The 24,422-nt window shown below is 74.1% G+C and carries 18 protein-coding genes; 7 read left to right on the top strand and 11 right to left on the bottom strand.

Annotated elements, in window-relative coordinates; all coding sequences use genetic code 11:
* The first annotated feature begins 80 nt into the window (after positions 1-80).
* Together lnt and L3078_RS04815 are read left to right on the top strand one after the other, a co-directional pair.
* Positions 81-1,697: an apolipoprotein N-acyltransferase gene (gene lnt, locus L3078_RS04820; RefSeq protein WP_239751072.1), complete on the top strand. Its 1,617-nt coding sequence runs from the start codon at positions 81-83 to the stop codon at positions 1,695-1,697.
* Positions 1,698-1,764: 67 nt separating this feature from the next.
* Positions 1,765-2,241 carry an NUDIX hydrolase gene (locus L3078_RS04815; RefSeq protein WP_239751070.1) on the top strand — a complete coding sequence of 159 codons (477 nt, stop codon included), beginning with the start codon at positions 1,765-1,767 and terminating at the stop codon, positions 2,239-2,241.
* A 103-nt stretch (positions 2,242-2,344) separates the two neighbouring features.
* Here L3078_RS04815 and L3078_RS04810 read toward each other — a convergent pair whose 3' ends face one another.
* On the bottom strand, positions 2,345-3,355 hold the full coding sequence (locus L3078_RS04810) for a zinc-dependent alcohol dehydrogenase (protein WP_239751068.1): 1,011 nt from the start codon (positions 3,353-3,355) through the stop codon (positions 2,345-2,347).
* Positions 3,348-3,779, bottom strand: a complete 432-nt coding sequence (locus L3078_RS04805; protein ID WP_239751064.1) for a tautomerase family protein — start codon at positions 3,777-3,779, stop codon at positions 3,348-3,350. Before L3078_RS04805 ends, L3078_RS04810 begins: the two co-directional genes overlap by 8 nt.
* Before the next feature lie 162 nt (positions 3,780-3,941).
* On the opposite strand from L3078_RS04805, the gene L3078_RS04800 reads away from it, so the two are divergent.
* A complete protein-coding gene (locus L3078_RS04800; protein ID WP_239751062.1) occupies positions 3,942-4,532 on the top strand; it encodes a TetR/AcrR family transcriptional regulator in 591 nt (196 codons plus the stop codon).
* Between the two features lie 139 nt (positions 4,533-4,671).
* On the opposite strand, the gene L3078_RS04795 is transcribed toward L3078_RS04800, so the two are convergent.
* Entirely contained in the window at positions 4,672-5,430 is a 759-nt protein-coding gene (locus tag L3078_RS04795) for a PaaX family transcriptional regulator C-terminal domain-containing protein (RefSeq protein WP_239751060.1), read from the bottom strand.
* A 75-nt stretch (positions 5,431-5,505) separates the two neighbouring features.
* On the opposite strand from L3078_RS04795, the gene L3078_RS04790 reads away from it, so the two are divergent.
* Complete coding sequence (locus L3078_RS04790; protein ID WP_239751057.1) at positions 5,506-7,170, top strand: acyl-CoA dehydrogenase family protein; 1,665 nt, start codon at positions 5,506-5,508, stop codon at positions 7,168-7,170.
* A gap of 152 nt (positions 7,171-7,322) precedes the next feature.
* Here the strand turns inward: L3078_RS04790 and L3078_RS04785 are convergent, their stop codons facing one another.
* Entirely contained in the window at positions 7,323-7,808 is a 486-nt protein-coding gene (locus L3078_RS04785; RefSeq protein WP_239751055.1) for a tautomerase family protein, read from the bottom strand.
* A gap of 160 nt (positions 7,809-7,968) precedes the next feature.
* On the opposite strand from L3078_RS04785, the gene L3078_RS04780 reads away from it, so the two are divergent.
* A complete protein-coding gene (locus L3078_RS04780) occupies positions 7,969-8,550 on the top strand; it encodes a TetR/AcrR family transcriptional regulator (protein ID WP_239751052.1) in 582 nt (193 codons plus the stop codon).
* Between the two features lie 53 nt (positions 8,551-8,603).
* Here the strand turns inward: L3078_RS04780 and acnA are convergent, their stop codons facing one another.
* The 4 genes from acnA to L3078_RS04760 all read right to left on the bottom strand — a co-directional run bounded on the left by acnA (position 8,604) and on the right by L3078_RS04760 (position 15,372).
* A complete protein-coding gene (gene acnA, locus L3078_RS04775; RefSeq protein WP_239751050.1) occupies positions 8,604-11,258 on the bottom strand; it encodes an aconitate hydratase AcnA in 2,655 nt (884 codons plus the stop codon).
* A gap of 78 nt (positions 11,259-11,336) precedes the next feature.
* Positions 11,337-12,224 (bottom strand): GntR family transcriptional regulator, encoded by an 888-nt coding sequence (locus tag L3078_RS04770; RefSeq protein ID WP_239751048.1) that lies wholly within the window; start codon positions 12,222-12,224, stop codon positions 11,337-11,339.
* 122 nt (positions 12,225-12,346) lie between these two features.
* Positions 12,347-14,659 carry an FtsX-like permease family protein gene (locus L3078_RS04765; RefSeq protein ID WP_239751046.1) on the bottom strand — a complete coding sequence of 771 codons (2,313 nt, stop codon included), beginning with the start codon at positions 14,657-14,659 and terminating at the stop codon, positions 12,347-12,349.
* Complete coding sequence (locus L3078_RS04760) at positions 14,656-15,372, bottom strand: ABC transporter ATP-binding protein (RefSeq protein WP_239751044.1); 717 nt, start codon at positions 15,370-15,372, stop codon at positions 14,656-14,658. The genes L3078_RS04765 and L3078_RS04760 overlap by 4 nt, the downstream gene beginning before the upstream one ends.
* A 140-nt stretch (positions 15,373-15,512) precedes the next feature.
* On the opposite strand from L3078_RS04760, the gene L3078_RS04755 reads away from it, so the two are divergent.
* Together L3078_RS04755 and L3078_RS04750 are read left to right on the top strand one after the other, a co-directional pair.
* Complete coding sequence (locus L3078_RS04755) at positions 15,513-16,508, top strand: sensor histidine kinase (protein WP_239751041.1); 996 nt, start codon at positions 15,513-15,515, stop codon at positions 16,506-16,508.
* Positions 16,505-17,218 carry a response regulator gene (locus tag L3078_RS04750; protein ID WP_239751039.1) on the top strand — a complete coding sequence of 238 codons (714 nt, stop codon included), beginning with the start codon at positions 16,505-16,507 and terminating at the stop codon, positions 17,216-17,218. The genes L3078_RS04755 and L3078_RS04750 overlap by 4 nt, the downstream gene beginning before the upstream one ends.
* Positions 17,219-17,228: 10 nt before the next feature.
* Here the strand turns inward: L3078_RS04750 and L3078_RS04745 are convergent, their stop codons facing one another.
* Genes L3078_RS04745 through L3078_RS04735 form a run of 3 tightly spaced genes read right to left on the bottom strand, consistent with a single transcriptional unit; the run spans position 17,229 to position 24,390 of the window.
* The gene (locus tag L3078_RS04745; protein ID WP_239751037.1) at positions 17,229-19,331 is read right to left on the bottom strand and encodes a hypothetical protein; all 2,103 of its coding nucleotides are present in this window, start codon (positions 19,329-19,331) and stop codon (positions 17,229-17,231) included.
* Positions 19,328-23,233, bottom strand: coding sequence for a vWA domain-containing protein (locus L3078_RS04740; protein WP_239751034.1), 3,906 nt, complete (start codon positions 23,231-23,233; stop codon positions 19,328-19,330). The genes L3078_RS04745 and L3078_RS04740 overlap by 4 nt, the downstream gene beginning before the upstream one ends.
* Complete coding sequence (locus L3078_RS04735) at positions 23,230-24,390, bottom strand: ATP-binding protein (protein WP_239751032.1); 1,161 nt, start codon at positions 24,388-24,390, stop codon at positions 23,230-23,232. The genes L3078_RS04740 and L3078_RS04735 overlap by 4 nt, the downstream gene beginning before the upstream one ends.
* Positions 24,391-24,422: the final 32 nt, after the last annotated feature.

Here is a 24,422-nt window from a genome sequence, read left to right as displayed (position 1 = left end):
GCCGGTGGGAGACAAAAGCCTCAGCCGGGACGCACGGGCCGCGCTGTCGGCGCCGGGGTGACGCGCCGTACACTCCCCGAGTGACCGTCACCGCCACTCCCGTAGACGAGCCGGAACAGCTCGAACCCCAGGCCACGCCCGTGTCCCGGGTGTCCCGATGGGTCAGCCGGCTCCTCCCGGCCGCCGCCGCGGCCCTCTCCGGGGTGCTGCTCTATGTCAGCTTCCCGCCCCGCACCCTGTGGTGGCTGGCCCTGCCGGCCTTCGCGGTCTTCGGCTGGGTGCTGCGCGGACGGAGCTGGAAGGCGGGCCTCGGTCTCGGCTACCTGTTCGGCCTCGGATTCCTGCTGCCGCTGCTGGTGTGGACCGGCGTGGAGGTCGGTCCCGGTCCCTGGCTCGCGCTGGTCGTGATCGAGGCGGTGTTCGTGGCGCTCGTCGGCGCGGGCGTCGCCGTCGTGTCCAAGCTGCCCGGCTGGCCCGTGTGGGCCGCCGCCCTGTGGATCGCCGGCGAGGCGGCACGCGCGCGTGCCCCCTTCAACGGGTTCCCCTGGGGCAAGATCGCCTTCGGACAGGCGGACGGTGCATTCCTGCCCCTGGCCGCTCTCGGCGGCACACCCGTGCTCGGCTTCGCGGTCGTGCTGTGCGGCTTCGGGCTGTACGAGGCGGTCCGGCTGCTCGTGGCGAACCGGCGCACCGGCGAGGCCGTGCGCCGGGGCACCGCGGCCGTGGCCGCGCTCTGCGTGGCCGCGCCCCTGGTGGGCGCCCTCGCCTCCCGCGCGCTGGTGAGCGACAAGGCCGAGGCCGGCACGGCCACCGTGGCGGTCATCCAGGGCAACGTCCCGCGCCTGGGGCTCGACTTCAACGCCCAGCGACGGGCCGTGCTGGACTACCACGCCCGGGAGACCGAGCGGCTGGCCGCCGAGGTGAAGGCCGGCAAGGTCGCCCGGCCCGACTTCGTGCTCTGGCCGGAGAACTCCTCCGACATCGACCCGTTCGCCAACCCCGACGCCCGCACGGTGATCGAGGACGCGGCCACCGCCATCGGCGCCCCCATCTCCGTGGGCGGCGTGGTCGAGCGGGACGGCAAGCTCTACAACGAGCAGATCCTGTGGGACCCCGAGAAGGGCCCCGTCGACACCTACGACAAGCGGCAGATCCAGCCGTTCGGTGAGTACCTGCCGCTGCGGTCGCTGATCGGCGCCATCAACAGCGAGTGGACGTCCATGGTCCGCCAGGACTTCAGCCGGGGCAGCGAGCCCGGTGTGTTCACCATGGACGGGGCGAAGGTCGGACTGGTCACCTGCTACGAGGCCGCCTTCGACTGGGCCGTGCGCTCCGAGGTCGCCGACGGCGCGCAGTTGATCTCGGTGCCGAGCAACAACGCCACCTTCGACCGCAGCGAGATGACCTACCAGCAGCTCGCCATGTCCCGGGTCCGCGCCGTCGAACACAGCCGCACCGTCACCGTCCCGGTGACCAGCGGCGTCAGTGCGATCATCATGCCGGACGGCAGGATCACCCAGAAGACCGGAATGTTCGTCCCGGACTCCCTGGTGCAGAAGGTGCCGCTGCGCACCTCCGAGACGCCCGCCACCCGGGTGGGTATCGCGCCCGAGATGCTGTTGGTGCTGGTCGCGGCGGGTGGCCTCGGCTGGGCGATCGCGGCGGGTGTGCGCGGGCGGCGCGCCGGTGGCGTGTAGCAGTACGCCTCGCGTGCGCGCCCTGGATGCGGCGGGGTGAGGGGACCGGCCCGTTAGGGTCGGCTCCATGGCTACCCCTGATTTCATCCGCACACTCCGTGCTTCCGCCGGCAACCAGCTCCTCTGGCTCCCCGGAGTCACCGCCCTCGTCTTCGACGACGAGGGCAGAGTGCTGCTGGGCCGCCGGTCCGACAACGGCAAGTGGTCGCTGATCGGCGGCATCCCGGACCCGGGGGAGCAGCCGGCGGCCTGTGCCGTGCGGGAGGTCGAGGAGGAGACGGCGGTGCGGTGCGTGGCCGAACGGGTCGTCCTCGTACAGGCGTTGGAACCGGTGCGGTACGACAACGGGGACGTGTGCCAGTACATGGACATCACGTTCTACTGCCGTGCCGTGGGCGGCGAGGCACGCGTCAACGACGACGAGTCCCTGGACGTCGGCTGGTTCTCGCTGGACGCCCTGCCGCCGGATCTGAGCGAGTTCGCGCTGTTCCGCATCAAGCAGGCCATGTCCGACACGGCCACCTGGTTCGACCCCACGGTCTGAGCCCGCGGGACGGGGCGGCGGAGGCCGGGTCCGGACACGCCGAGCAGGCGCCCGACGGGCGGGCGCGGCGCGCGTACCGGCCCCGCCGCCTGCGTCGACGTGGTCACCCGGCGGCGCGGACGAACACCGGCTTGAGGTGCTTCTCGGGGAGCGCGTCGGGGAGTTGTTCCCAGTCGAGGACGTGGGAGACGACGCGCGCAGGGTCGACCTTCCCCGAGCGGGCGAGGTCGAGGGCGTCGGGGATGTGGGCGCGGACGTTGTCACGGGCGACGCGCAGGGTGACGCCGGTGAGGTACATCTCGAGCAGGGGCAGTTCGCCGGGGCGGAAATGGTTGCCCGCGGACTCGCAGACGCCTTCCGGGGCGAGGCACTTGACGGCGAGGGCGAGTTGGTCGACGCGGCCGGTGGCCTCGACGGCGAGGTCGAAGCCGTGCGGGACGGGCTCGACCGTCTCGGCGGTACGGGCGCCGAAGCCCTCGGCGAGCTGCCGGTGCGCGGGGTCGGGGTCGACGTAGAGCACGTCGGAGGCGCCGAGCGCCCGGGCGATGTCGCACACGTACAGGCCGATGCTGCCCCGCGCGACGACCAGGACACGGGCGCCGGGACGGTTCGCGAGGTGGGGTGCGACCAGGCGCCAGGACAGCGACCAGTTGTCGCTCGCGGAGGCCATGGCGACCGGGTCGAGGCCGGCCGGCAGGGGAACCAGCATGGCCTGCGCGTACGGCACGCGGACCAGGTCGGAGAAGAGGCCGCCCCAGGTGCCGCCGATCGGCGCCCCGTACATCGCCATGTGCGGTACGGCCGTGCAGTGCGCGGTGAGCCCGGCCCGGCAGTGGTCGCAGGCTCCGCAGTTGATGGACCAGGGGACGACGACCAGGTCACCGGGGGCCACGGTGGTGACGGCGTCGCCGGTCTCCACGACCCGCGCCACGCACTCGTGTCCCAGGGCGAAGGGCGGCTCGATGAAGCCGTGACCGGCGAGGATCGCGGAGTCCACGTCGCACGGGGTGGCGGCCACCGGCGCGACGATCGCCTCGGCGTCGGAGCGCAGTTCCGGGTCGGGGGCCTCGCGCCACTCCACGGTGCGGCGGGCCACGTAGGTCAGTTCACGCATCGGTCGGCTGCCCCTTCGCCAGGGCCACGAGGTCGGCGAGGCGGACGACGGAGCCGCCCGCGCCCCAGGTGCCGTCGGGCTGCTCGTGCACCAGCACCCACACCCGCGGGGCCTCGGTCGCGGGCAGCCCGGCGGCTTCGAGGACGGTCCCGGTGGCCTCCTCGACCAGCCCGGCCCGGCGTCGCTCGGACAGCGCCCCCTGCGGAACGGTCACCTCCACGAGGAAGCGGGGCGCGTCGTCCTCGGCCGTGGTCTGCGCCCCTACGGGCAGCTCGATCAGATAACTCCACGCCTGGGCACGGAAGAACGCGGTGTCGGGCGCGCCCTCCCAACGCAGCAGCACAGCGGCGAGTTCGCGCTGGACCTTCTCGCGGCCCGCCTCGGTCAGTGAACCGGTCGGGGCGGTGAGCCGGATCATCGGCATGGCGAAGTCCCTTCGGGGGGTGGGTCGTCGGGATGGATCGAAGACCCTCACGCGGTCCGAGACGAGGTCTGTGACGGGGCCGCGCCAGGGTCTATGACGATCGTTATAAGCGGGGGTCACGCTAGACTATGACGAGCGATATAGCCAGAGGGGAGCACGGTCTTGGCGCAGGAGGGCACACCGTCGCGGGAACGCATCGTGGCCGGGGCGGCCGATCTGATCAGCAGGCGCGGCCTGAACGCCGCGAGCATCCGGAACCTGGCCAAACACGCCAAGGCGCCCCTCGGCTCGACCTACCACTACTTCCCCGAGGGCAAGGGGCAACTGGCCACCGAGGCCGTGCGCTACGCGGACACGGCCATCGTCCGCATCCTGGGCAAGGCGTTGGAAAAGGGTCCCGTCGCCGGGCTGCGCGCGTTCCTGACCCTGTGGCGCGGCATCGTCGTCGACAGCGAGTTCCGCGCCGGCTGCCCCGTCCTCGCGGTGTCCGTGGAGGAGCCCCCGGCCGACGAGGTCCCGCCGGCCCTCACCGCCGCCGCCGAGGCCTTCGACGGCTGGGAGCGCCTGCTCGCCGACGCGCTGCGCGACCACGGTGTCGACCCGGAGCGTGCCTCCGGTCTCGCCGCGCTCGTCGTGGCCTCGGCCGAGGGTGCCATCGCCATGTGCCGTGCCAAGCGCAGCATTGAGCCCCTCGACCGGGTGGCGGGGCAGCTGGAGACGCTGATCGCCGGGGCGGTCGAACGGCGGACCTGACGGCGCGTGCGGCTCGGTCCGTGCCCGGTCCCTGCTCGGTTCGTGCCTGGTCCCGGCTCGGTCCGTGCCCGGTACCTGCTCGGTTCGTGCCCGGTTCCGGCTCGGTCCGTGCCCGGCCCCGGGTCCGTCCGCGCTCGGTTCAGGGTCGGTCCGTGCGCCCCAGCACCGTCTCGACCAGCTCCTGTCGGTACGTCGTGTACGCGGCCCGCAACGCGGGGCCCGGCCAGTCGGCCGGGAGGAGGTCGTCCGGCAGGACCGGGTCGGCGAGCAGATGGCGTACGGCCGCCGCGAGGGCGGTGAAGCGGTCCGCGGGCTCCCGGGTCCGCTCGATGTGGCCGAGCAGTGCCTCGGCGGTGGCCGCCCAGGCGTCCAGCGGCCACAGGCTCGCGGCCAGTTCCCCCGCGGGCTGATCGGGACGGCCGGCGAAGTGCCGGACCGTCGGGCCCAGGTCCGGTGGCTGGGGGCGCCGCAGGTTGGCCGGGCGGAGCCAGACCCCCTCCCGTAGTTCGGCGAGCCGCAGTGCTGTCAGGCGTGCCCGCAGGTCGGCGCGTTCGGCGGGGCGGCGGCCGGTCGCGGTGACGATGACCATCTCCCAGTCGCCGTCCCACGGTCGGGTCTCGGGGTGCACCGACTCGTCCTGGCGCCGCCGGCGGTCGAGGAGACGGTCGCTGAGCCGGTAGACGGCGTCCGCGCGCCGCAGATCCCCGGCCGACACCATGCGGCTGAGTGCCGCCCGCAGCGTGGACCCGGCGACCCCGAACGCCTCCACGTGGCGCACCAGATCCCGCACCGGCAGTTCGGGCGGATGCATGCCCATCAGCAGGCTCAGGACGACCGACCGCGCCGACAGCGGCCGCAGTTCGAGCTCGGCGGGCCGCCCCGGCACGTTCGTCTGCATGACCCCGTACTGTACGGGCGATCGATCACTGTTACGTCATAGCTGCGATCGTAGGAATAGTGTAATACTCGCGGCATGGTCTCGATACTCGCGCACACGCAGCCGGGGTACGCCACCGCCACCCACGACGTCACCAACCAGCCCCCGCCCCTCACCCCGTACGACGCCTCCGAGGACGTGGCCCTGCTGGAGGGGCTGCGCAGGGAGGGCGCGGAGTGGGCAGAGAAGGACGTCCGGCGGCTCGGGCAGCTCGCCGGCGGTATCGAGGCGCAGGAGTGGGCCGACCAGGCCAACCGGTACGAGCCGGAACTGCGCACCCACGACCGCTACGGCAACCGGATCGACGAGGTCGACTTCCATCCCGCCTGGCACCACCTCATGCGGACCGCCGTGCGCGAGGGTCTGGCGGGCGCGGCCTGGGGCGACGGCCGCCCCGGCGCCCATGTCGCGCGCATCGCGGGCGCCCTCGTGTGGGGCCACACGGAGGCCGGACACACCTGCCCGACCTCGATGACGTACGCCGTCGTGCCCGCGCTGCGCCGGCAGCCGGAGCTGGCGGCCGTGTACGAGCCCCTGCTGACCGGACGGGAGTACGACCCGGCCCTGCGGGTGCCCACCGAGAAGCCCGGACTGCTCGCCGGGATGGGCATGACCGAGAAACAGGGCGGCAGCGACGTACGGGCCAACACCACGACGGCCACGCCGAGTTCCGAGCCCGGTGTCTACACCTTGCGGGGCCACAAGTGGTTCACGTCGGCGCCGATGTGCGATCTGTTCCTGGTGCTGGCCCAGGCGCCGGGCGGGCTGAGCTGTTTCCTGGTGCCGCGGGTCCTGCCCGACGGCAGGCGCAACACCTTCCGGATCCAGCGGCTCAAGGACAAGCTGGGCAACCGCTCCAACGCCTCCTCGGAGCCGGAGTTCGACGGCACCGTGGCCTGGCGGGTCGGGCCCGAGGGGCAGGGTGTGAAGACCATCATCGAGATGGTCAACTGCACACGGCTCGACTGTGTGATGGGCTCGGCCGCCCTGATGCGCAGGACACTCGTCGAGGCGGGCCACCACGCACGGCACCGCGGCGCCTTCGGGGCGCGACTGCTCGACCAGCCGCTGATGCGCAACGTCCTGGCCGACCTCGCGCTGGAGTCCGAGGCGGCCACGACGCTCACCCTGCGGCTGGCCGGCGCCGCCGACCGCGCGGTGCGCGGGGACGAGGGCGAGCGCGGGCTCCGCCGGATCGCCACCGCCGTCGGCAAGTACTGGGTGACCAAGCGCGGACCGGCCTTCGCCGCCGAGGCGTTGGAGTGCCTGGGCGGCAACGGCTACGTCGAGGACTCAGGCATGCCCCGGCACTACCGGGAGGCGCCGCTGCTGTCCATCTGGGAGGGCTCCGGCAACGTCAACGCCCTCGACGTGCTGCGGGCGTTGACCCGCGACCCCGACACCGCGGAGGCGCTGTTCGCCGAACTCGCCCTGGCCCGGGGCGCGGACGCCCGGCTCGACACGGCCGCCGCCCGGCTGAAGGACGCGGTGCGCGAGGCCGACCAGGCCGGTGCCCGGAGGTTGGTCGAACGCATGGCCGTCACCCTCCAGGCCTCCCTGCTGGTCCGGCACGCGCCGGCCGCGATCGCCGACGCGTTCTGCGCCACCCGGCTCGACGGCGACTGGGGGCACGCCTACGGCACGCTCCCGGGCTCCGCCGATATCGACGGGATCCTGCGCCGGGCCCTTCCGGCTGGTTGACGCCGGGCCCAGGTGGTCGGCTGGCGCCGGGCCTTGCCGGTTGGTTGACGTCCGACCGAGGGCTCACGGGCGCCGGGGGCCTTGGCCACGGCGCCGGTGCCTGAGGCTTCGGGCGCCTCGGGAGGCCCGGGGCGCCCGAAGCCTCAGGCGCCTCAGGCGCCCCGGGCCCCGAGCGCCGTGCGGATCGCTTCGGCCTTCTTCTCCGTGAACACGCCGCTGTCGAGCAGCGAGAGGACCGACAGCACCCCGCCGCCGGCGCCCCAGCTGCCCTCGTCGACGACCCGGAAGGTGACCCACCATGCCGGTGAGGGCTGGGGGACCCCGCACGCCTCGGCCAGCGCGGCCAGGATCCGTTCGATGACCTCGGCGCGGACCTCCCGGCGCCAGTCGCCGTCCATCACGGTCACATCGATCACCATGACGTCGGCCGCCTGCTCGGCATCCACCAGCAGGCGCCCGCCCATCGCCATCATGGCGGCGGCCCGCTCCACGAAGTGCACCTGGAACCCGGCCCGCGCGGCCGGGGCGAACTGGCCCACCTCGGGCACCAGGACCGCGTCCGTCAGTGTCTCGGCCAGCGTCCGGCGCTGTCCGAGGTCCAGACGGCCCTGGGCTGTGTTCACGGTGATGACGGTCACGGCTGCCTCCTATGGCGATCGTTATAGGAGGCACCGTACACGGTGTTATGACGACTGTTCTAGTCCGTGGCGTCGGCGGAAGGGCGCGTTCCGGCCGGTTGCGCGGCGCGATAAGGTGCGCCTAAGTGGACGGTTGTCCGCGAGGGTGAGGGGACGGTGAGTGGTGTCGAGGGGTGAGGGGCCGCAGCGGTCGGACGCGCAGCGCAACCGTGAGCGCATTCTGGAGGTGGCGCTGGCCGAGCTGTCGCGCTCCGCCGACGTCCCGCTCAGTGTCATCGCCAAGAAGGCGGGTGTCGGACAGGGCACCCTCTACCGCAACTTCCCCGACCGCGAGGCGCTCGTCCTGGAGATCCACCGCCGCGAGCTCGGTCAACTCGCCGACAGCGCCGCCGAGTTGCTGCGGACCCGGGAACCCGACCGGGCCCTGCGGGAATGGATGGACGGCCTCGCCCGCTACGCCATGGCCAAGGCCGGCCTGGCGGAAGCGCTCCGCACGGCCGCCGCCACTACGGGCGGTTCGGCGAAACCGGGCTATCCGCGCTTCCTCGCCGCGATCGATCTCCTGCTGGACGCCAACCACGAAGCCGGCACCATCCGCCCCGGTGTGACCGCGGACGACTTCCTCCTCGCCATCGCCGGCGTCTGGCAGCTCGATCCGCGGAGCGACTGGCGCCCCCGGGCCGACCGCCTCTTCGACCTCGTCATGCGCGGCCTGCGCTCGGGAGCGCCGGGGCGGGCGTGAGGCCGCGGGGCCTTGGGGCGTCCGTGCCGCTTCAGGACCGCGTCCGGGCCGGGTCAGGGGCGGTTCAGGGTGCGGCGGACGACGTACGGCAGGATGCCGCCGTGGCGGAGGTAGGACAGTTCCTGCCGCGAGTGGATCCGTAGCGTCAGGTCCACTGTCACGGGGGCGCGGTCGGCTCGCGCGATGCGCAGGACGACCGGATGGGCGCCCACGGTCAGGTCGTCGAGCCCCTCGAAGGTCAGCTCCTCCTCGCCGGTGAACTCGTACGACGAGGCACGGTCGCCCTCGGTGAACTCCAGCGGCAGCACCCCCATGCCGATCAGATTGCTGCGGTGGATGCGCTCGTACGACTCGGCCACGACCGCCCGGACACCCAGCAGGGCCTGGGCTTTGGCCGCCCAGTCGCGACTGGAACCGGCGCCGTAGTGGCGGCCGGCGACGACGACCAGGTCGTACCCGGACTCGCGGTAGGTCGGCGCGGCCAGGTGCACCGGCAGGACTCCGGTGCGGTCGGCCGTGAAGGCGTGCCCGCCCTGTCGCCGCCCCCGCAGCATCAGGTTGGCGACGTCCGGGTTGGTGAAGGCGCCGCGCAGCATGACCTCGTGGTTGCTGCGGCGGGTCGCGTACTGGTTCAGGTCGCGGCGGGCGACTCCGCGTTCGGTGAGCCAGTGGCCCGCAGCGCTGTCGACGGGGATGCGGCCGGCGGGGGAGATGTGGTCCGTGGTCACCTCGTCGCCGAGGTGCAGCAGGACCTTGGCGACACGCGGCCCGAGGCGGTCCGGAGCGGCCGTCGACAGGCCGGTCAGGTGCGGGGGACGACGGATGTACGTGGACTCTGGGTCCCAGGGGAAGCGGATGCCGGCGGGCGCGTCCAGCCGGCGCCATGCGTCGGTTCCCTCGCGCAGCCGCTCGGCGTTGGCGCGGAACAGCTCCGGCCGGACGTGCTCGGCGACCCGGTCCCGCACCTCCTCCTCGGAGGGCCAGAGATCCCGCAGGTGCACGGGGCGGCCGTCGGGTCCGGTGCCCAGCGGCTCGGTCTCGAAGTCGTGCAGGACCGAGCCGGCCAGCGCGTAGGCGACGACCAGGGGCGGGGAGGCCAGATACGACAGCGGGGTACGGGGGTTGACCCGTCCCGCGAAGTTGCGGTTGCCGGAGAGCACGGCGACCGGGGCGATCGTGTCCTCCTCGGCAAGGCGCTCCAGCACCGGGTGCAGCGGCCCGGAGTTGCCGATGCAGGTCATGCAGCCGAAGCCGACGATGTGGAAGCCCGTCTTCTCCAGCGCGGGCAGCAGACCCGACGCCCGCAGATACTCCTCGACCACGCGTGAGCCGGGGGAGAGGGACGTCTTCACCCAGGGTTTGGCGGTCAGCCCGGCCGCCACCGCCCGCTCGGCCAGCAGGCCCGCCTGGATCAGCAGCGCCGGGTTGGCCGTGTGGGTGCAACTGGTGATCGCGGCCAGGGCGACCGGGCCCTCGGGCAACGGCTCACCGAAGGCGGTCTCGTCGACGGCGCCCTCCCGGTCGGGGGCCGGGGCGGCGGCGCGGTACGACGCGGGCACACGGGACAGCGACAGCCGCTGGTGGGGCAGGTTCGGGCCCGCCATGCTCGGCTCGACCGTGCCGAGGGCGAGGTCGACGACGGTGTCGTAGCGGGGTTCGGGTCGGTCGTCGGTGCGCTTGAGGCCCTGCGCGGTGAGATAGGTGTCGACCAGGCGGACGTGCTCCTCGTCCCGGCCGGTGAGTCGCAGATACGCGGCCGTCTCGTCGTCGTACGGGAAGAACACACAGGTCGCCCCGTACTCGGGAGCCATGTTGGAGACGGCCGCGCGCTCCGCCCAGCCGAGGGCGGTGACACCGGGGCCGCAGAACTCGACGAACCGGTCCACCACGCCGTGCGCGCGCAGGAGTTCGGTGAGGGTGAGGGCGAGATCGGTGGCGCCCACGCCGGGGCGCAGCCGACCGGTCAGCTGGACGCCGACCACCTCGGGGTAGGGGATGGTGACGGGCTCGCCCAGCATGGCGGCCTGGCCCTCCAGCCCGCCGACGCCCCAGCCGACGACACCGAGGGCATTGATCATCGGGGTGTGGCTGTCGGTGGCGACCAGCACGTCCGGGTGGAGGACGGGCGGCGCGCCGTCCGGCGACTCCTCCGTCCACACCACACGGGCCAGCGTCTCCATGTTGACCTGGTGGATGATGCCGGTGCCCGGCGGTACGACGCGGAAGTTGTCGACGTTGCGCTCGGCCCACCTCACCATCTCGTAGCGCTCGGTGTTGCGGCGGAAGTCGATCAGCAGATTGCGTTCGACGGCGTCCGGCCGGCCGTACTCCTCGACGATGAGGGAGTGGTCGACGGTCAGGTCGACGGGGATCGACGGCTGCAGCCGCCCGGGGTCGCCGCCCAGCTCGGCGACGCTGTCGCGCAGGGCCGCGAAGTCGGCGAGGGCGGGGAGGCAGGTGGTGTCGTGCAGCATGATCCGGTTCGGATGCACTGGCACCTCGCACGCACCGCTTCCGGTGCGCGCCCGGTGCAGCATGTCCGCCAGTGCCTCGGGTGCCCGGCGGGCGACGTTCTCCAGCAGCACGCGGATCGCGTAGGGGAGGGCGTCGAGTTCCGCGCGCGGCAGCAGTCCGGCCAGGGGCAGATAGCGGTGGGCGCGACCGTGCGTGGTGAGGACGGTGGGCGCGGTGGTGCGGTCGGCGTTCATGGTCCCCCTCCGGGCGCTTCAGAGGCTCATATTGTCTTAGTCCGCGCATTAGTACAACGGGTCGGCGGAGGCGGTGGGCTACCCGGTCTTGATCGCCCGCACCCTGTCCAGATGCTCGTGGAGGAATGCCGAAGCCGCCGCGAGGTCGCCCTCCTCCACGAGGTCGAGCAGCCGCAGATGCTCGCGTGCCTGCCCCGCCAGGCGGGACCGGTCGACCTGGTGGCGGTACTCGATGAGCCGGCGGAGCCGGTTCTGGCGACGTACGGCGTCGAGCAGGAACGGATTGCCCGAGCAGCCGACCAGCATCTCGTGGAACGAGGCGTTCACCTGGAACAGTTCGGCGCGCGGCAGCAGCAGGATGTCCCCCTGCAGCAGGGCCTCCTGCTGCTGCCGATGCCGTGCGAAGGCGGCCACGTCCACGGCGAAGCCCGGCTCCAGCAGCGCGGCGGGCTCGACGATCATCCGGAACCGGTAACTCTGGGCGTGCGCCTCCACGGTGGCCATGACCTGCTGGAACTCCCAGCCCCGGCCGCCGGTTCTGCGCCGCACCAGGTCTTCGCCCTCCATACGGGCCAGGACCCGGTCCGCCTGGCGGGGGGTCAGTCGGTACCGTCGGCTGACGTCGGCCGAGGTGAAGGGGCCGGTGAAACGCCCGCCGAGATGGTCGTCGGCGATCTCGAAGTACGCCGTCCGCTCCGCGTCGTCGCCGGTGTGGTCGCCCTCGCCGAGGGGCGGGCGGGTGAGGGTGCCCGCGTCACGGGTGAGGAAGAAACCGCGCTGGGGGACCCGTTCGAGGATGCCCATCTCGGTCAGGAAGAGCATGGCCTTGCGGACCGGTGTGCGCGAGACGTCGAGGGTGTCCGCGGCCCACTGCTCGGTCACGTGCGCGCCCTCCCGCAGTCCGCTGTGGCGCATCAGGTCCACCAGGCGGGTGGCGAGGGAGGTGGTCAGGTTCGGCAGTGACATGGGTCCTCGCGCTCGTTCCGGTGGATGGGAGGGGCGAGGCCAGCGTAATTGTATTCATGTGCGCAGCGATACAACCTGGGGCGCGGTCGAGGGACGGCCGCGCCCCGCAGGCAGGGGACGCCTCACTCGTTGTGCAGCACCTGGGCGATCGTCAGCCGGGCCGCGCGGCGTGCCGGGACGTACGCGCCCACGACGGCGATCACGATGCCCGCGAGGGCCAGGCCCGCCAGCGCCGGGGCGTTCCAGACGTCCGTCATGTACGACGGCAGGGTGAGGTCCACCGCGTCCGCCATGCGCGGGACGACCAGCTCGTGGCCCGCCATGCCGAGCGGGATGCCCAGGAGCGAGCCGAGGGCGCCGAGCAGTGCCATGGAGGCCACCGTCATCGCCGTGACCTGGCGTGGTGTCATGCCGATCGACTTCAGCATGCCGAGGTCGCGGCGGCGGTCCCGGGTGTTGAGGACGACGGTGTTGAAGACGCCGAGGGACGTCACGGCGGCGAGCAGGAGGGTGAGCGCGGTGGCGGAGCCGATGATGGTCCGGGTGACGGAGTTGGCGCCGGTCACGGACGGGCTGACCCCCGGGTCGGCCGCTTCGGCGGCGCGGGCGTAGGCTCCCGCGTCGGCCCCGTCGCGGAGCTTGACGTGGTAGGCGATGGGCTTCTCCTCCGGCGCCACCGCCCGCATGGTCGCCCAGTCCGTGACGACGAGACGGGCGTTCGTCTCCATGTACTCTCCGACGACGACCACGTCCGCGCCACGGTCTCCCTTCTCGACCCGGAAGCGGTCTCCGACGTCCAGGCCGTGGCTGCGCAGGAAGGCCGATCCCGCCACCACCTCACCGGTGCCCCGGAGCCACCGACCCTCGGTGAGCACGTTGCCCATCAGAGGGTGGTCGCCGCGACGGCCTTCGAGCCACAGCTTCTCCGTGGAACCCGCGAGCCGGGCCTCGGTGTCCGCCCTGGCGGTGACCTCGCGCGCGTCGGGCAGCGAGCGCAGCAGGGCGTGCAGGGCCCGGTCGTCGTGGACCGGTCTGGTCTCCTTGCCGTCGCGGTGCTTCCCCACGTAGACCGTCACCTGGTAGGCGTCGCGGCCCGCGCTGCCCAACCGGTCCATCGTCGTGGCCAGGCCCGTCGCGAACGTCACGGTGGTCACGCCGAGGACCACCGCCGCGAGCGTGAGAGCGCTGCGCCCCGGCCGGGCGAACGGCAGGCCCAGCCCGAGGCTCACCGAGCGGGGCAGCCCGCTGCCCGCCAGTCGGCGTTGGACACCGAGAGCCCGGCCGGCGCGCGGTGCGCTGCCCGCACTGATCGCCCGCGCGGCGGACAGCCGGTGGGCGCGCACCGAGGGCGCGAGCGCGGCGAGGAGGCACACGACCGGCATGCCGGTCAGGGCGAGGACGGTGACCCAGGGAGCGAGCGAGACGCTGTCGTGGAACACCCCCGCGTCCGGGCCCGTGAACGCGAACCGCAGCAGGGGCCGTGCCGCCAGATTGCCGACGGCCGTCCCGAGCACACAGCCCAGCACTGCCGGGACGGAGATCATCACGAGGTAGACGGCCACCACCTGCGCCGGGGTGAACCCCAGCGCCTTGAGGATGCCGATGTGCCGGAAACCGGAGATCACCGCGCCGCTGACCACGTTGGCGACGATGAGCACGGCCACCACGACGCCGAGGACCCCGAAGGCCAGCAGATAGGGAGCGTACGCCCGCGCCGTACTGCCGATCTGGTCCTTGAGGGCGAGGTACGACCGTGAGCCGACCAGCGCACCCGTCGGCAACTCCTCCGTCACCGCCGCGAGTTGGGTGCGCAGCTCAGTGTCCGACGCGGCGGCCTCGAAGCGGAACAGCAGTTGCGTGGCCGTGGGGCGCAGGGCGTCGATCTGCCCGGGGGCGACCCAGGCGTCGGCGGTGCGGCTCAGATCGAAGGCGAAGCCGACGACGGTCAGGGTGGGGCCGGACGGCAGGCGCAGCTTCTTGCCGAGGTCGTCCGCCGTCCAGTCCGACTGCCGGTTGAGGACGACCTCGCCCGGCCCGGTGGCCCAGCGGCCCGCCCACACGTCCAACCGGCCCACCGGGCCCCCGGGGTCGGACCGGCCCACGACCGTGAGTTCGCTGCCGAGGCCGTAGTTCATGACCTCTCTCGGCAGTTCGACGGTGGCCTGGGGGAAGGGGCCCGCGGTCGCCGCTGCTCCGGACTGCCGGGCCGCCCTGGTCAGTTGGCCGTCCGTGACCTTCGCGCGGTCGAAGGCGGCGACCACATGCGGTCCGCGCTGCTGGGCGAAGGCCTTGTCGAACGGCGACGAGGCCGCGTCCACCAGCCCGAGTGCCACCACGATCGCCGTCGTCGAGGTCAGCGTGACCAGCCCGATCACCAGCGTCTGGAGCCTGCGCCGCCGTACCGCCGCGCGCGCGGCCCGCCACACGGCCCTCATGCGGACGGCTCCAGGGTGTGCTCGCCGCGCACGCGGCCGTCGGCGAACTCGACGAGACGGCTGGCGCACCGCCGGGCGAGACGCTCGTCGTGCGTCACCATGATCAGCGTCTGGCCGATCTGGTTGAGATCGAGCAGCAGGTCCATCACCTGCTCTCCCGCGCGGCTGTCCAGCGCGCCGGTCGGCTCGTCCGCCAGCAGCAGGGCCGGGCGGTTCATCAACGCCCGTGCCACGGCGACCCGTTGCCGTTCCCCGCCGCTGAGCACCGCCGGGTAGGCGTTGCGCCGGTCCGCGATGCCGAGCTCGTCGAACAGCTCCAGCGCGCGACGACGGGCCTGGCGGGCCGGGGTGCCCGTCAACTGGGCGGCCAGCGCCACGTTGTCGAGCGCCGACAAGTCGTCGATGAGGTTGAAGAACTGGAAGATCATGCCGATGCGGCGCCGCCGATACAGGGCGAGCCCCTTCTCCGTCAGTTCCCCCACGTTCTCGCCGTGCACCGTCACCGTGCCGCCCGTCGGGCGGTCCAGACCGGCGATCATGTTCAGCAACGTCGACTTGCCGCATCCCGACGGGCCCATCACCGCGACCGCCTCACCGGCCCGTATCTCCAGCGACACCCCGTCCAGAGCCGTCGTCTCCCCGTACTCCTTGCGCACACCGTCGAGTCGTACGACGGTCTCCGCGCTGTTGTTCGTGTTCTCCTCGGTGACCATGCATTGGACGCTAGGCGAGCGGCGCCGCCGGGACATCCCTCCCGGGACGGCACCATGACCCGGGCCTCATCCCGCAGATGCAGGGGACCCCATCCCGGGGCGGATGCGCGGCGGCGGGCCGGTCTGCGAGGGTGAACTCCATGTGGGAGTGGGGGACGGACGGGCCGGCGGCGGCGCTGGGGGTGGTGGCGGCGGTCGCGGTGGGTCTCGCGGTGGCCCTGGTGCGCACCCGGCGCCGGTGGCAGAAGGCGGTGGGGGAGCGCGGCTGGATGCTCGAACGGGAGCGGGAGAGCGCCGCGCGGGCCGCGATCGCGGCCGAACGCGACCGTATCGCCCGGGAGTTGCACGACATCGTCAGCCACAACGTCAGCCTCATGGTGGTCCAGGCGGGAGCGGCGCGTGAGGTACTGGGCACCATGCCGGACGAGGCGGCGGCGGCTCTGCTCGCCGTCGAGGACGCGGGCCGTGGCGCGATGACCGACCTACGGCATCTGCTGGGTCTGCTGGCGCCGTCGCAGAACGGCGAGGACGAGGCGGACGTGCAGGAGGGCCTGGACGCGACGGCGGCCTCGGACGCGCGGAAGGGCGCGGGCCGCGATGTGGATGGGGATGGGGATGTGGTTGGTGCCGGTGTGGAGCGCGTGGAGTGGCCGGAGTTGGCGGAGCTGACGCCCCAACCCGGGCTCGACCGGCTGGGGACGCTCGTCGACCGGATCTCGTTCGCCGGTCTGCCCGTCGAGGTACGGATCTCCGGCGAGCCCCGCCCGCTGCCGCAGGGCATCGACGTGACGGCTTACCGGATCGTGCAGGAGGCGCTCACCAACGCCCTCAGACACGGCGACGGCGGCAAGGCCGAGGTCACCGTGCGGTACGCCGACCGGGCGCTGCGCGTGGAGGTGCTGAACACCGGCCCCAGCGTCCTGACCGGCGGCGTCCCCTCCCCGTCCCACCCTTCCCCGTCGCACCCTTCCCCGTCCCACCCCGCGCGGCCCACTCCGCGCCATCCGTACGGCACCGGGCGCGGGCTGCTGGGCCTGCGCGAGCGCGTCGCCGTGTACGGCGGCGACCTGGACGCCCGACGCCGCCTCGGCGGCGGCTACCGGGTCCGCGCCCGCATCCCCCTGGACCGGCCGTGACGCCGGCCGGGCCCGAAGCGGCGCCGCGCGTGCTCGTGGTCGACGACCAGACCCTGATCCGGACCGGGTTCCGGCTGATCCTCACCGCCCGGGGCATCGAGGTGGTGGGCGAGGCCGCCGACGGCGCGGAGGCGGTGGCGATGGCCCGCGAACTGCGCCCGGACGTCGTGCTGATGGACATCCGGATGCCCACCATGGACGGCCTGGAGGCCACCCGGCGCATCCTGGCCGCGCACCCGGAGTGCCGGGTGCTCATGCTCACCACCTTCGACCTCGACCGGTACGTCTACGCCGCCCTGTCGATCGGTGCCAGCGGCTTCCTCCTGAAGGACGTCACGCCGCGGCACCTCGCGGCGGCCGTCCGCCTGGTCGACACCGGTGACGCCCTGCTGGCACCCTCCATCACCCGACGACTGGTGGAACGCTTCGCCACGGAAGCCGCCGGGCCGCCCGCGGTCTCCGCCGACCTCCAGGTGCTGACCCCGCGCGAACTCGAGGTCCTGACCCTCCTCGGGCGCGGTCTGTCCAACGCCGAACTCGCGGCCGAACTCACCCTGACCGAGGCCACGGTGAAGTCGCACGTGGCCCGTATCTTCGCCAAGCTCCACCTGCGCGACCGTGCCCAGGCCGTCGTGATCGCGTACGAGAAGGGACTGGTCAGGGCCAGGGAGCCCAGAGAGGTCGGCGGCGCCGCGCCGAGGGAGGGGTGACCGTCGCGGGTCAGGTGGTGTGGGACGGGGGACGCCAGGTGGACTGGATCAGGGCCCGTTCGGTGCCGGTCAGGTAGATCGCGGTGGCGAGCCAGGCGCGGGCGTAGCGGTCGGGGTCGGGGTCGGTGACGCGTCCGAAGACGTCGCGGGAGCGGCGGTCCGCCTCCGTGGCGAGCGCGGTCGCCAGGTCGGCCCCCGCCCGGAACCCACTGCGCCGCAGGGCCGCGCCCCCTCCGCCGCGATCGCCGTCACGAGCCGGTTCGGCGACCGCGCGGCGGCCTCCGGAGACGGCGACCTCGACCAGCCGGCGCAGCCGCCACAGCGGAGCCTCGGCGAGCGGGTCCGCCGGAACCCCGGCGGGGCCGTCGACCGCGGGCAGGGCGTCCGCCGGCGGGAAGTGCGCGCCCTGGAGACGGTCGTAGCCCAGGTCGGCGTGGCCCTCCCACTCGTCCGGCAGCCGCACGGTCGCCTCGGTGTCCGGGGCCGGGCCGATCGCCAGCGGGCGGAGCGTGGCGGCACGGTCGGGTTCCAGGCGGCCCAGCACCCGTATCCGCAGACCTGGACGGGTGGCCAGCTGACGGAAGTTGGCGATGTGGGCGAGGTCGGGGTGGCCGTTGGCCGGAGTCAGCCGGACGAGCAGGCCGCCGTCGGCCCACTCCCCGGAGCCGGACACCTCGCGGGCGAACAGCTGGTCGCCCGCCGCGCCGACGAGGACCAGGTCACAGCCGATCAGTCTGCGCGCTTCCTGCTCCGCCTGCTCGGGGTCGGCGCCGGGGCCGCCCGTGAGCCGCTCGGCGACCGCCTCCGCCAGGGGGCGTGCGAACAGGGCGGCGAGCGGGCCCGACGTCCAGGACAGACCGGCGAGCGGAGTGGCCCGCACACCCTTGCCGGAGCCGAGGCGGCCGTCCGGGGAGACCGTGGCGCCGGAGATCAGCAGCCCGCCACGGGAGAGCCGGGCGTGGTCGAGGGCGCCGGAACCGAGGGCGACCGTGGCCTTCGCGGCACCCCGGGCGCGGGCCGGGCCGCCCGGTTTGACGTCGGCGATCGAGAACCAGCTCCCGTCGTCGGAGACCAGATGGGTCACGACACCGCCGTACCCGGTCGCCGAGATCACCGGCTCCCGGCACACGCCGTGCACCCGCAGACTGCCGCCCGGCCGATAGGCGCGCCGCGCCGTGCCGACGAGGGCGGGGTCGGGATCGGCCGCCGCCAACAGGCCGGTGGTGAGCAGCAGTTCGCGTACGTTGGCGACCAGGTCGGCGAGCCGGTGCCCGTCGTGCCGGGCGCGGGCCCCGCGCAGTCCGCGTACCACCCGGAGGGCCGCCGCCTCGGCGCGGTGCAGTCCGGCGAGCCGGGCGGTGTGCGCGGCCCGCAGCAACTCCGCCTGCGGCACCGCTCCCGCCGCCGGGACTCCGGCGGCGAGCACGGCCGCGGTGGCCGCCCAGAGAGCGGACGCGGCGGAGATCTGGGCGGGGGTGGGGGCCTTGCCGCCGTCGCCGAGGCCTCCGGCCGCGCCGGTGAGGGCGGCGCCGGGGCTGGTCCCAGTGGTGCCGACCTCGCCGGTGCTGCCGGTGGCGCCGGTGGTGCCTGTGCCCCCGGTGGTGCCGACCTCGCCGGTGCTGCCGGTTTCGGTCGGTCCCGTCGGGTCGGTAGCGGTGGTGGCTTCGGACCGCTTCGTTCCGTCGGCGGGTGCGGCGGCTGAGGAGGATCCTCCGGCTGCCTGCGGGGTCGCGGGCGACGGGGCCTCACCCTCGCTCACGAGGGCGTCCGCCGCCGTGCCGGACGGCGCGGGCTCCGGCTCGGCCGCGGCCATGGCCTCGGCGTCGGCCACCGGGCAGGCGCTCAGGACGGCGGCGCGGTGCAGACAGCGGGGTGCGAGCAGGCAACCGCACACCGCCCGCCCGGCGTCGGTCACCGCGCCCGAAGGACCGGGCGTCAGCGTGACCTCGGCGTCCTCGCCGCACCGGATGCGCAGGTCGCCGCCGTCGACGGTGACGGGCAGCGCCGCGTACGTCTCGACCGCGGCGTCCAGTTTCTTGCGCAGCCGGGAGGTCAGGCTCTCGACGGCGGCGGCCACCACGTCGGGTGCCGCCGGGGGCAGTTCGGCGTTCATCGGCTCTCTCCGCGGAGGCGGTCCCCCACCCAGCGGGCGAGGGCGAGGGGGCTGAGGGCGGCGACCGGCATGCCGGCCGCGACGAGCTGCTGGGCGACGGGCACCGAGTAGCGGGGCGTGCCCGTGTCGTCGAGGGCGGCACAGCCCATCAGGTGCACCCCGGAACTCGCGAGCGCCCGGACCTCGCCCAGGAGCCCGCCCAGCGGGTAGCCCTCCTCGAAGTCGCTCACGACGACCACGAGGGTGCGGCTGGGCACGGTCACCAGGGAACGGGCGTGCGCCAGACCCGCCGCGATGTGCGTGCCGCCGCCGACCCGCACCTCGAGCAGCAGCGACAGCGGGTCGTCCACCCGGTCGGTCAGATCGATCACGTCGGTCGAGAACGCCAGGAAGTGCGTCGACAGCGTGGGGACGCCGCCCAGCACGGCCGCGGTCAGCGCCGACCAGATGACGGAGGCCTCCATCGACCCGGACACGTCGACGACCAGGATCAGCCGCCAGTCCGCCTCCTTGCGGGACCGGGTGCTGAACACCGGCCGCTCCGGTACGACCACGGTCCGGCCGTCCGCCGTACGGTGGGTGCTCGCCAGGTTAACCCGCAGGGTGCGCGGCAGGTCGAGCCGGCCACCGGGGCGACGGGTCGGACGCGGGGTGGCCAGGCCGGTGAGCGCGGGGCGCATCCGGGTGGCGAGTTCCTTGGCCAGTTCGTCGACCAGCCGTCGTACCAGCGGGCGCAGTCGGGCCAGTTGCTGTTCGGGCATTCCTCCGGCGAGGTTCAGCACGGAGGTCAGCAGATCGACCGACGGGCGGACGGCCTGGGGGTCCAGCTCGGCCAGGACGTCCGTACGGCCCCGGTCGGCGGCCCGTGCCAGCACCTCCTCACGGACCTCGGCGCCGAACAGCGCGTCCAACTCCTCGCCCCACTCCCGGGCCGTGGGGAACGACGCGTCCTGACCACCGCCCTGACCCGGGGCTCCCCGGCCGAGGTCCGAGGAGCCCTCGCCCCGGCCGGTGCCGTACAACTCGTCCAGCGCGTGCGCGTAACGCCGGGCACCCTGCGGCAGCTTCTCGCTCTCCCGGCCGAGAAGCAGCCGCCAGCGGTCGGTGGGGGAGAGGTGGAGGGCGGAGACCGACGTCCGACCGTCGGGGTGGGGCGCGTCGGCGGCCGCGGGAAGGCGGGTGGCGTCGGTCTCGGCCCCGGTGGGCCGTTCGGCGGTCGGGCTCTCGGGGGAGCCCGCCGGGGTCGAACCGGTCGGCAGGCGGAGGGAGTTGACCGCTGTCAGGCCCGCCGTGTCCGCCGCCGTCCACAGGGCGAGGAGTTCCGGTGAGGCGGTGAGGGAGAGGTCCAGGCGGTCGCCGAGGCGTTCGGTGACCGTGTCGAGCAGACGGTCGCGCCCGGCCGGGGTGAGCGTGTCGAAGCCTCCGCGCAGGGCGGGCAGCCGGTCCAGGAAGCCCTGGTCCGTCAGCGTGTCGATGCGGTCGAGCAGCGGGTCCAGCGCGGTCGGCGCGGACTGGAGCAGCGGGGCCACGCCGCTGAGCAGACCGGTGAGACGGCGGGCGAGCCCGAGACGGCCGTCGGGGCCGGTGGCCGTGTCGATCCAGCCGGCCGCACGAGCCCCGACGGTGTCGGCGCCGTCGAGGTCGAGCAGGACCCGGGCGGCGAGGGCGGCCCCTTGGATCAGCGCGGAACCGGAGCGCGCGAGCGTGCCCAGGGCGTCGTCCATGCGCAGACCGAGGCGGTGTTCACCGGCCCGGGAGGCGAGCGCGACGAGCGCGGCCGCGTCCTCCGGCTCGTCGCTGCCCGCGAGACCGGGCAGCGCGCGGACCGCCGCCTCCAGGAGGTCGACGGCCAGATCGGCGGCCGCCGACCTGCCCTCGGGTGTGGTGCCGGGCAGATGGCCCCGGCGCAGCGCCTCCAACAGGTCGAGCGCTTCGAGCAGTTCGGGCAGGGTGGCCGAGGCCGGGAGCACGGCGGCGGCGTCCGCCAGCCGGTCGGCGACCAGCGCGGGCAGATCGCAGCGGGCCGCCGCTCGGAGCCCGGCGAGAACCAGGGCACAGGTGGGCCCGCCCTCCGCCGACTCCCGGCGGAAGGTCTCCCGCAGGGTGCCCTCGGCGGCCAGCGCCGCGGTCACACCCCGTATCCCGGCCAGGTCGAGCCGGACGGGAACCGCCGGGCTCCACGACACCCGCCACCGGGTGGTGAGCGCCTTGCCGTCGCCCGTGCCGGCCACCTCCACGGGCTCGCCGTAGCCGGCACCGCACACCGCGAGGCGCTGCAGCAGGATCTCGCGGCGGCCGTCGAGGGTGGAGCGGAGCGGGTCGAGCCGGAGTTCGCGCGAGGCGGGGTCCTCCGGGCCGGGCAGTCGCAGCGCGGCCAACTCCGCCTCCACGGACGGGCCGAGACCCGAACGCGGGGTGCCCGGCGCGATCCGGCCCCGGTCGGTGCCGACCAGCACCACTTCAAGCGCCCGGGCGAGAGCCCGGCCACGGCCGAGCGGCTCGCCCTGGCCCATCACCGTCGTCAGCGCCTCCAGGACCTCGCCCCGGCCGGGGGCCGCGAGCCCCCGGAGACTGGCCAGGTCGCCCGCCATCCGCAGGGTCTCGGCCGCCTCGCCCGTGCCCGCGGTGTGCCCGGCCGCACGCAGCTCCCGGCACACATCGGTGATCGCCCGCGCGGCGGCGGCGTGCAGCAGCTCGGGGTCGCCACCGGCCGTGAACACCGCCTGCTGCCAGCGCGGGTCACGGATGCCCGCCGGATACCCGGAGCGGGAGTCCAGCAGGTCGAAGGCGTACGGGACGAGCGAGGTGACGACCGGCGGGTGCTCCCCGGCGAGGCCCGATCCCCGGGCCCCGGTCGCGGTGCCGTCCGTCCTGCGGGCGGCCGTCGCACCGCCCGTCGCGGGCCTCCCCGTGCCGACGGTTCCGGCCGCCGCCTCCTCCGCGTCGGACGGGTCGGTGTCCGCGTCGGCCGCGTCTGTCAACGCCGGGGCGTGGAACGCGCCGATCACGGCCGCGACCCGGCGTCCGCCCGCAGCGGCGCGGGCGATCGTGTCGCGCATGTGCGCCTCACGGGCCAGGTCGACCAGCGGCACGCCGCCCGCCGACTCGGCGTCGCGACGCAACGCCCACCCGACGCCGAGGGCCGCGCGCCGGATCGCCTCGGGCGCGCAGCCGGGGGCGAGCACCTCCACGCACCGGTCCCACAGATCGTCCCCGTCACGACCGGTCCCGGCGGCGGTGAGAGCCGCCGCGAACGCCGTCGGCGAGGCGACGGCGGTCCCTTCGACCACCACGCTGCGCGTGCCCACGGCCGGGGCGGGGCTGCCCGGCTCGGCGCCGGTGCTGCTCGCACCCGGGGTTGGGTCGGCCGCGTCGGCGGTGGGGCCGCTCGCATCGGCCATGGGGCTGCCCGGGTCGGAGTCGGGGCCGCTCGCACCGGCCGTGCCACCGGCCGGGTCGGCCGTCGTGGTGTGCGAGCCCGGTGCCGGGTGGTCGGCGTGCGGTGCGGGCGCTTCCGCGCTCGGCACCAGCCGGTCCACGCTCCACGCCGGGTCCGACATCGGGAGATCGCAGCAGATGACCTCCTTGCCGCGGTCCCGAGCCCAGCGGAGGGCGGCGAGTTCGGGGGAGAAGTCGGCGAACGGGTAGAAGCCGAGGCGGCCGCCCTCGCTCGCCCCGGCCAGGGCGACCGGCGCGAGCGTGCCCGGCGCCGCGAGGTGGGGCAGCCAGTGCTGGAAGTCGGCCGGCAGCTCCACGCAGACGACGTCCGCGCCGGAGGCGTCCAGCAGGGCGGGCACGGCCGCGGCCAGGGCCGGGCTGTGGTGCCGTACCCCCAGCAGGTACGGCGCCGCCGAGTCGGCGAGGGCCGTGACGGCGGCCCTCGGGTCCTGAGTGGTCGTCACCGAAGGTTCTCCCGCAGGTCCCAGAGGCGGCGCCACATCGCCGAGCCGTCCTCGGCGCGACGGCGCACCGGGCCGTCCCAGTAGCCGAGGAGGCGGGCGTGGTCGGCCGGGTCGTCCTTGCGGACCACGCCCAGCAGGTGCCCGGGGACGAGATCGAGCGCGTCGCCGCCGGGCAGGTACGCGGCGGCCACCCCGAGGGAGGCCGCGACCGACACGGCCTCGGCGGTGGACATCACCGTGCCCGGACGCTCCACGTCCCAGCCCTCGGCGGAACGCCCCGCACGCAGATCGCGGAAGACGGTGACCAGTACGTCCAGCACCGCGTCGTCCACACCGAAGGCCGCGCCCGCCCGCTGCACGGCCGCCTCCGCCTGCCGCCGGACCAGGGCCGTCTCGGCGTCGACGTCGGCGATGGGGTGCACGGTCTCGAAGTTGAAGCGGCGCTTGAGCGCGGCCGACATCTCCGAGACACCCCGGTCACGCAGGTTGGCCGTGGCGATGACCGTGAACCCGGGCGCGGCCGCGACCTGGGCGTCGTCCGTGCCGGACAGCTCGGGCACGCTCACCCGGCGGTCGGACAGGATCGACACCAGGGCGTCCTGCACCTCGGGCAGACAGCGGGTGATCTCCTCGACCCGCGCCACCCGGCCGGAGCGCATCGCGCCCAGCACCGGCGAGTCGACCAGCGCCTGCGGCGTCGGGCCCTGGGCGAGCAGCAGGGCGTAGTTCCAGCCGTAGCGGAAGGCGTCCTCGGTGGTGCCGGCGGTGCCCTGCACGGTGAGCGCGCTGGTGCCGCACACGGCGGCCGACAGCAGCTCGGAGAGCATCGACTTGGCCGTGCCGGGCTCGCCGACGAGCAGCAGGCCGCGCTCACCGGCGAGGGTGACCACGCACCGCTCGACCAGGGCGCGTTCGCCGACGAACTTGGGTGCGATCACCAGCTTGTCCGGCAGGGTCTCGTGCGGCTTGGGCAGCTTCAGGGCCTCGCCGCCGCTGCCGCAGACGAAGGTGACCACGGAACGCGGGGTCAGGCGCCAGCCGGGCGGGCGCGGGCCCTCGTCATGGGCGGCGAGGAAGTCGAGTTCGGTGGCGTGGCGCTCCTCGGCGGGCAGGATCTGCCGGGCCGGAAGAGCCGTCGCCGTGTCGGTCGCGGTCATGAACGTCCTTGCTCAGTAGGTAAGTAGGAAAG

This window comes from Streptomyces deccanensis, assembly GCF_022385335.1.
Lineage (GTDB): Bacteria > Actinomycetota > Actinomycetes > Streptomycetales > Streptomycetaceae > Streptomyces > Streptomyces deccanensis.
Note: the sequence above shows the minus strand (reverse complement) of the source record. Positions and strands in the feature narration are given on the sequence as shown.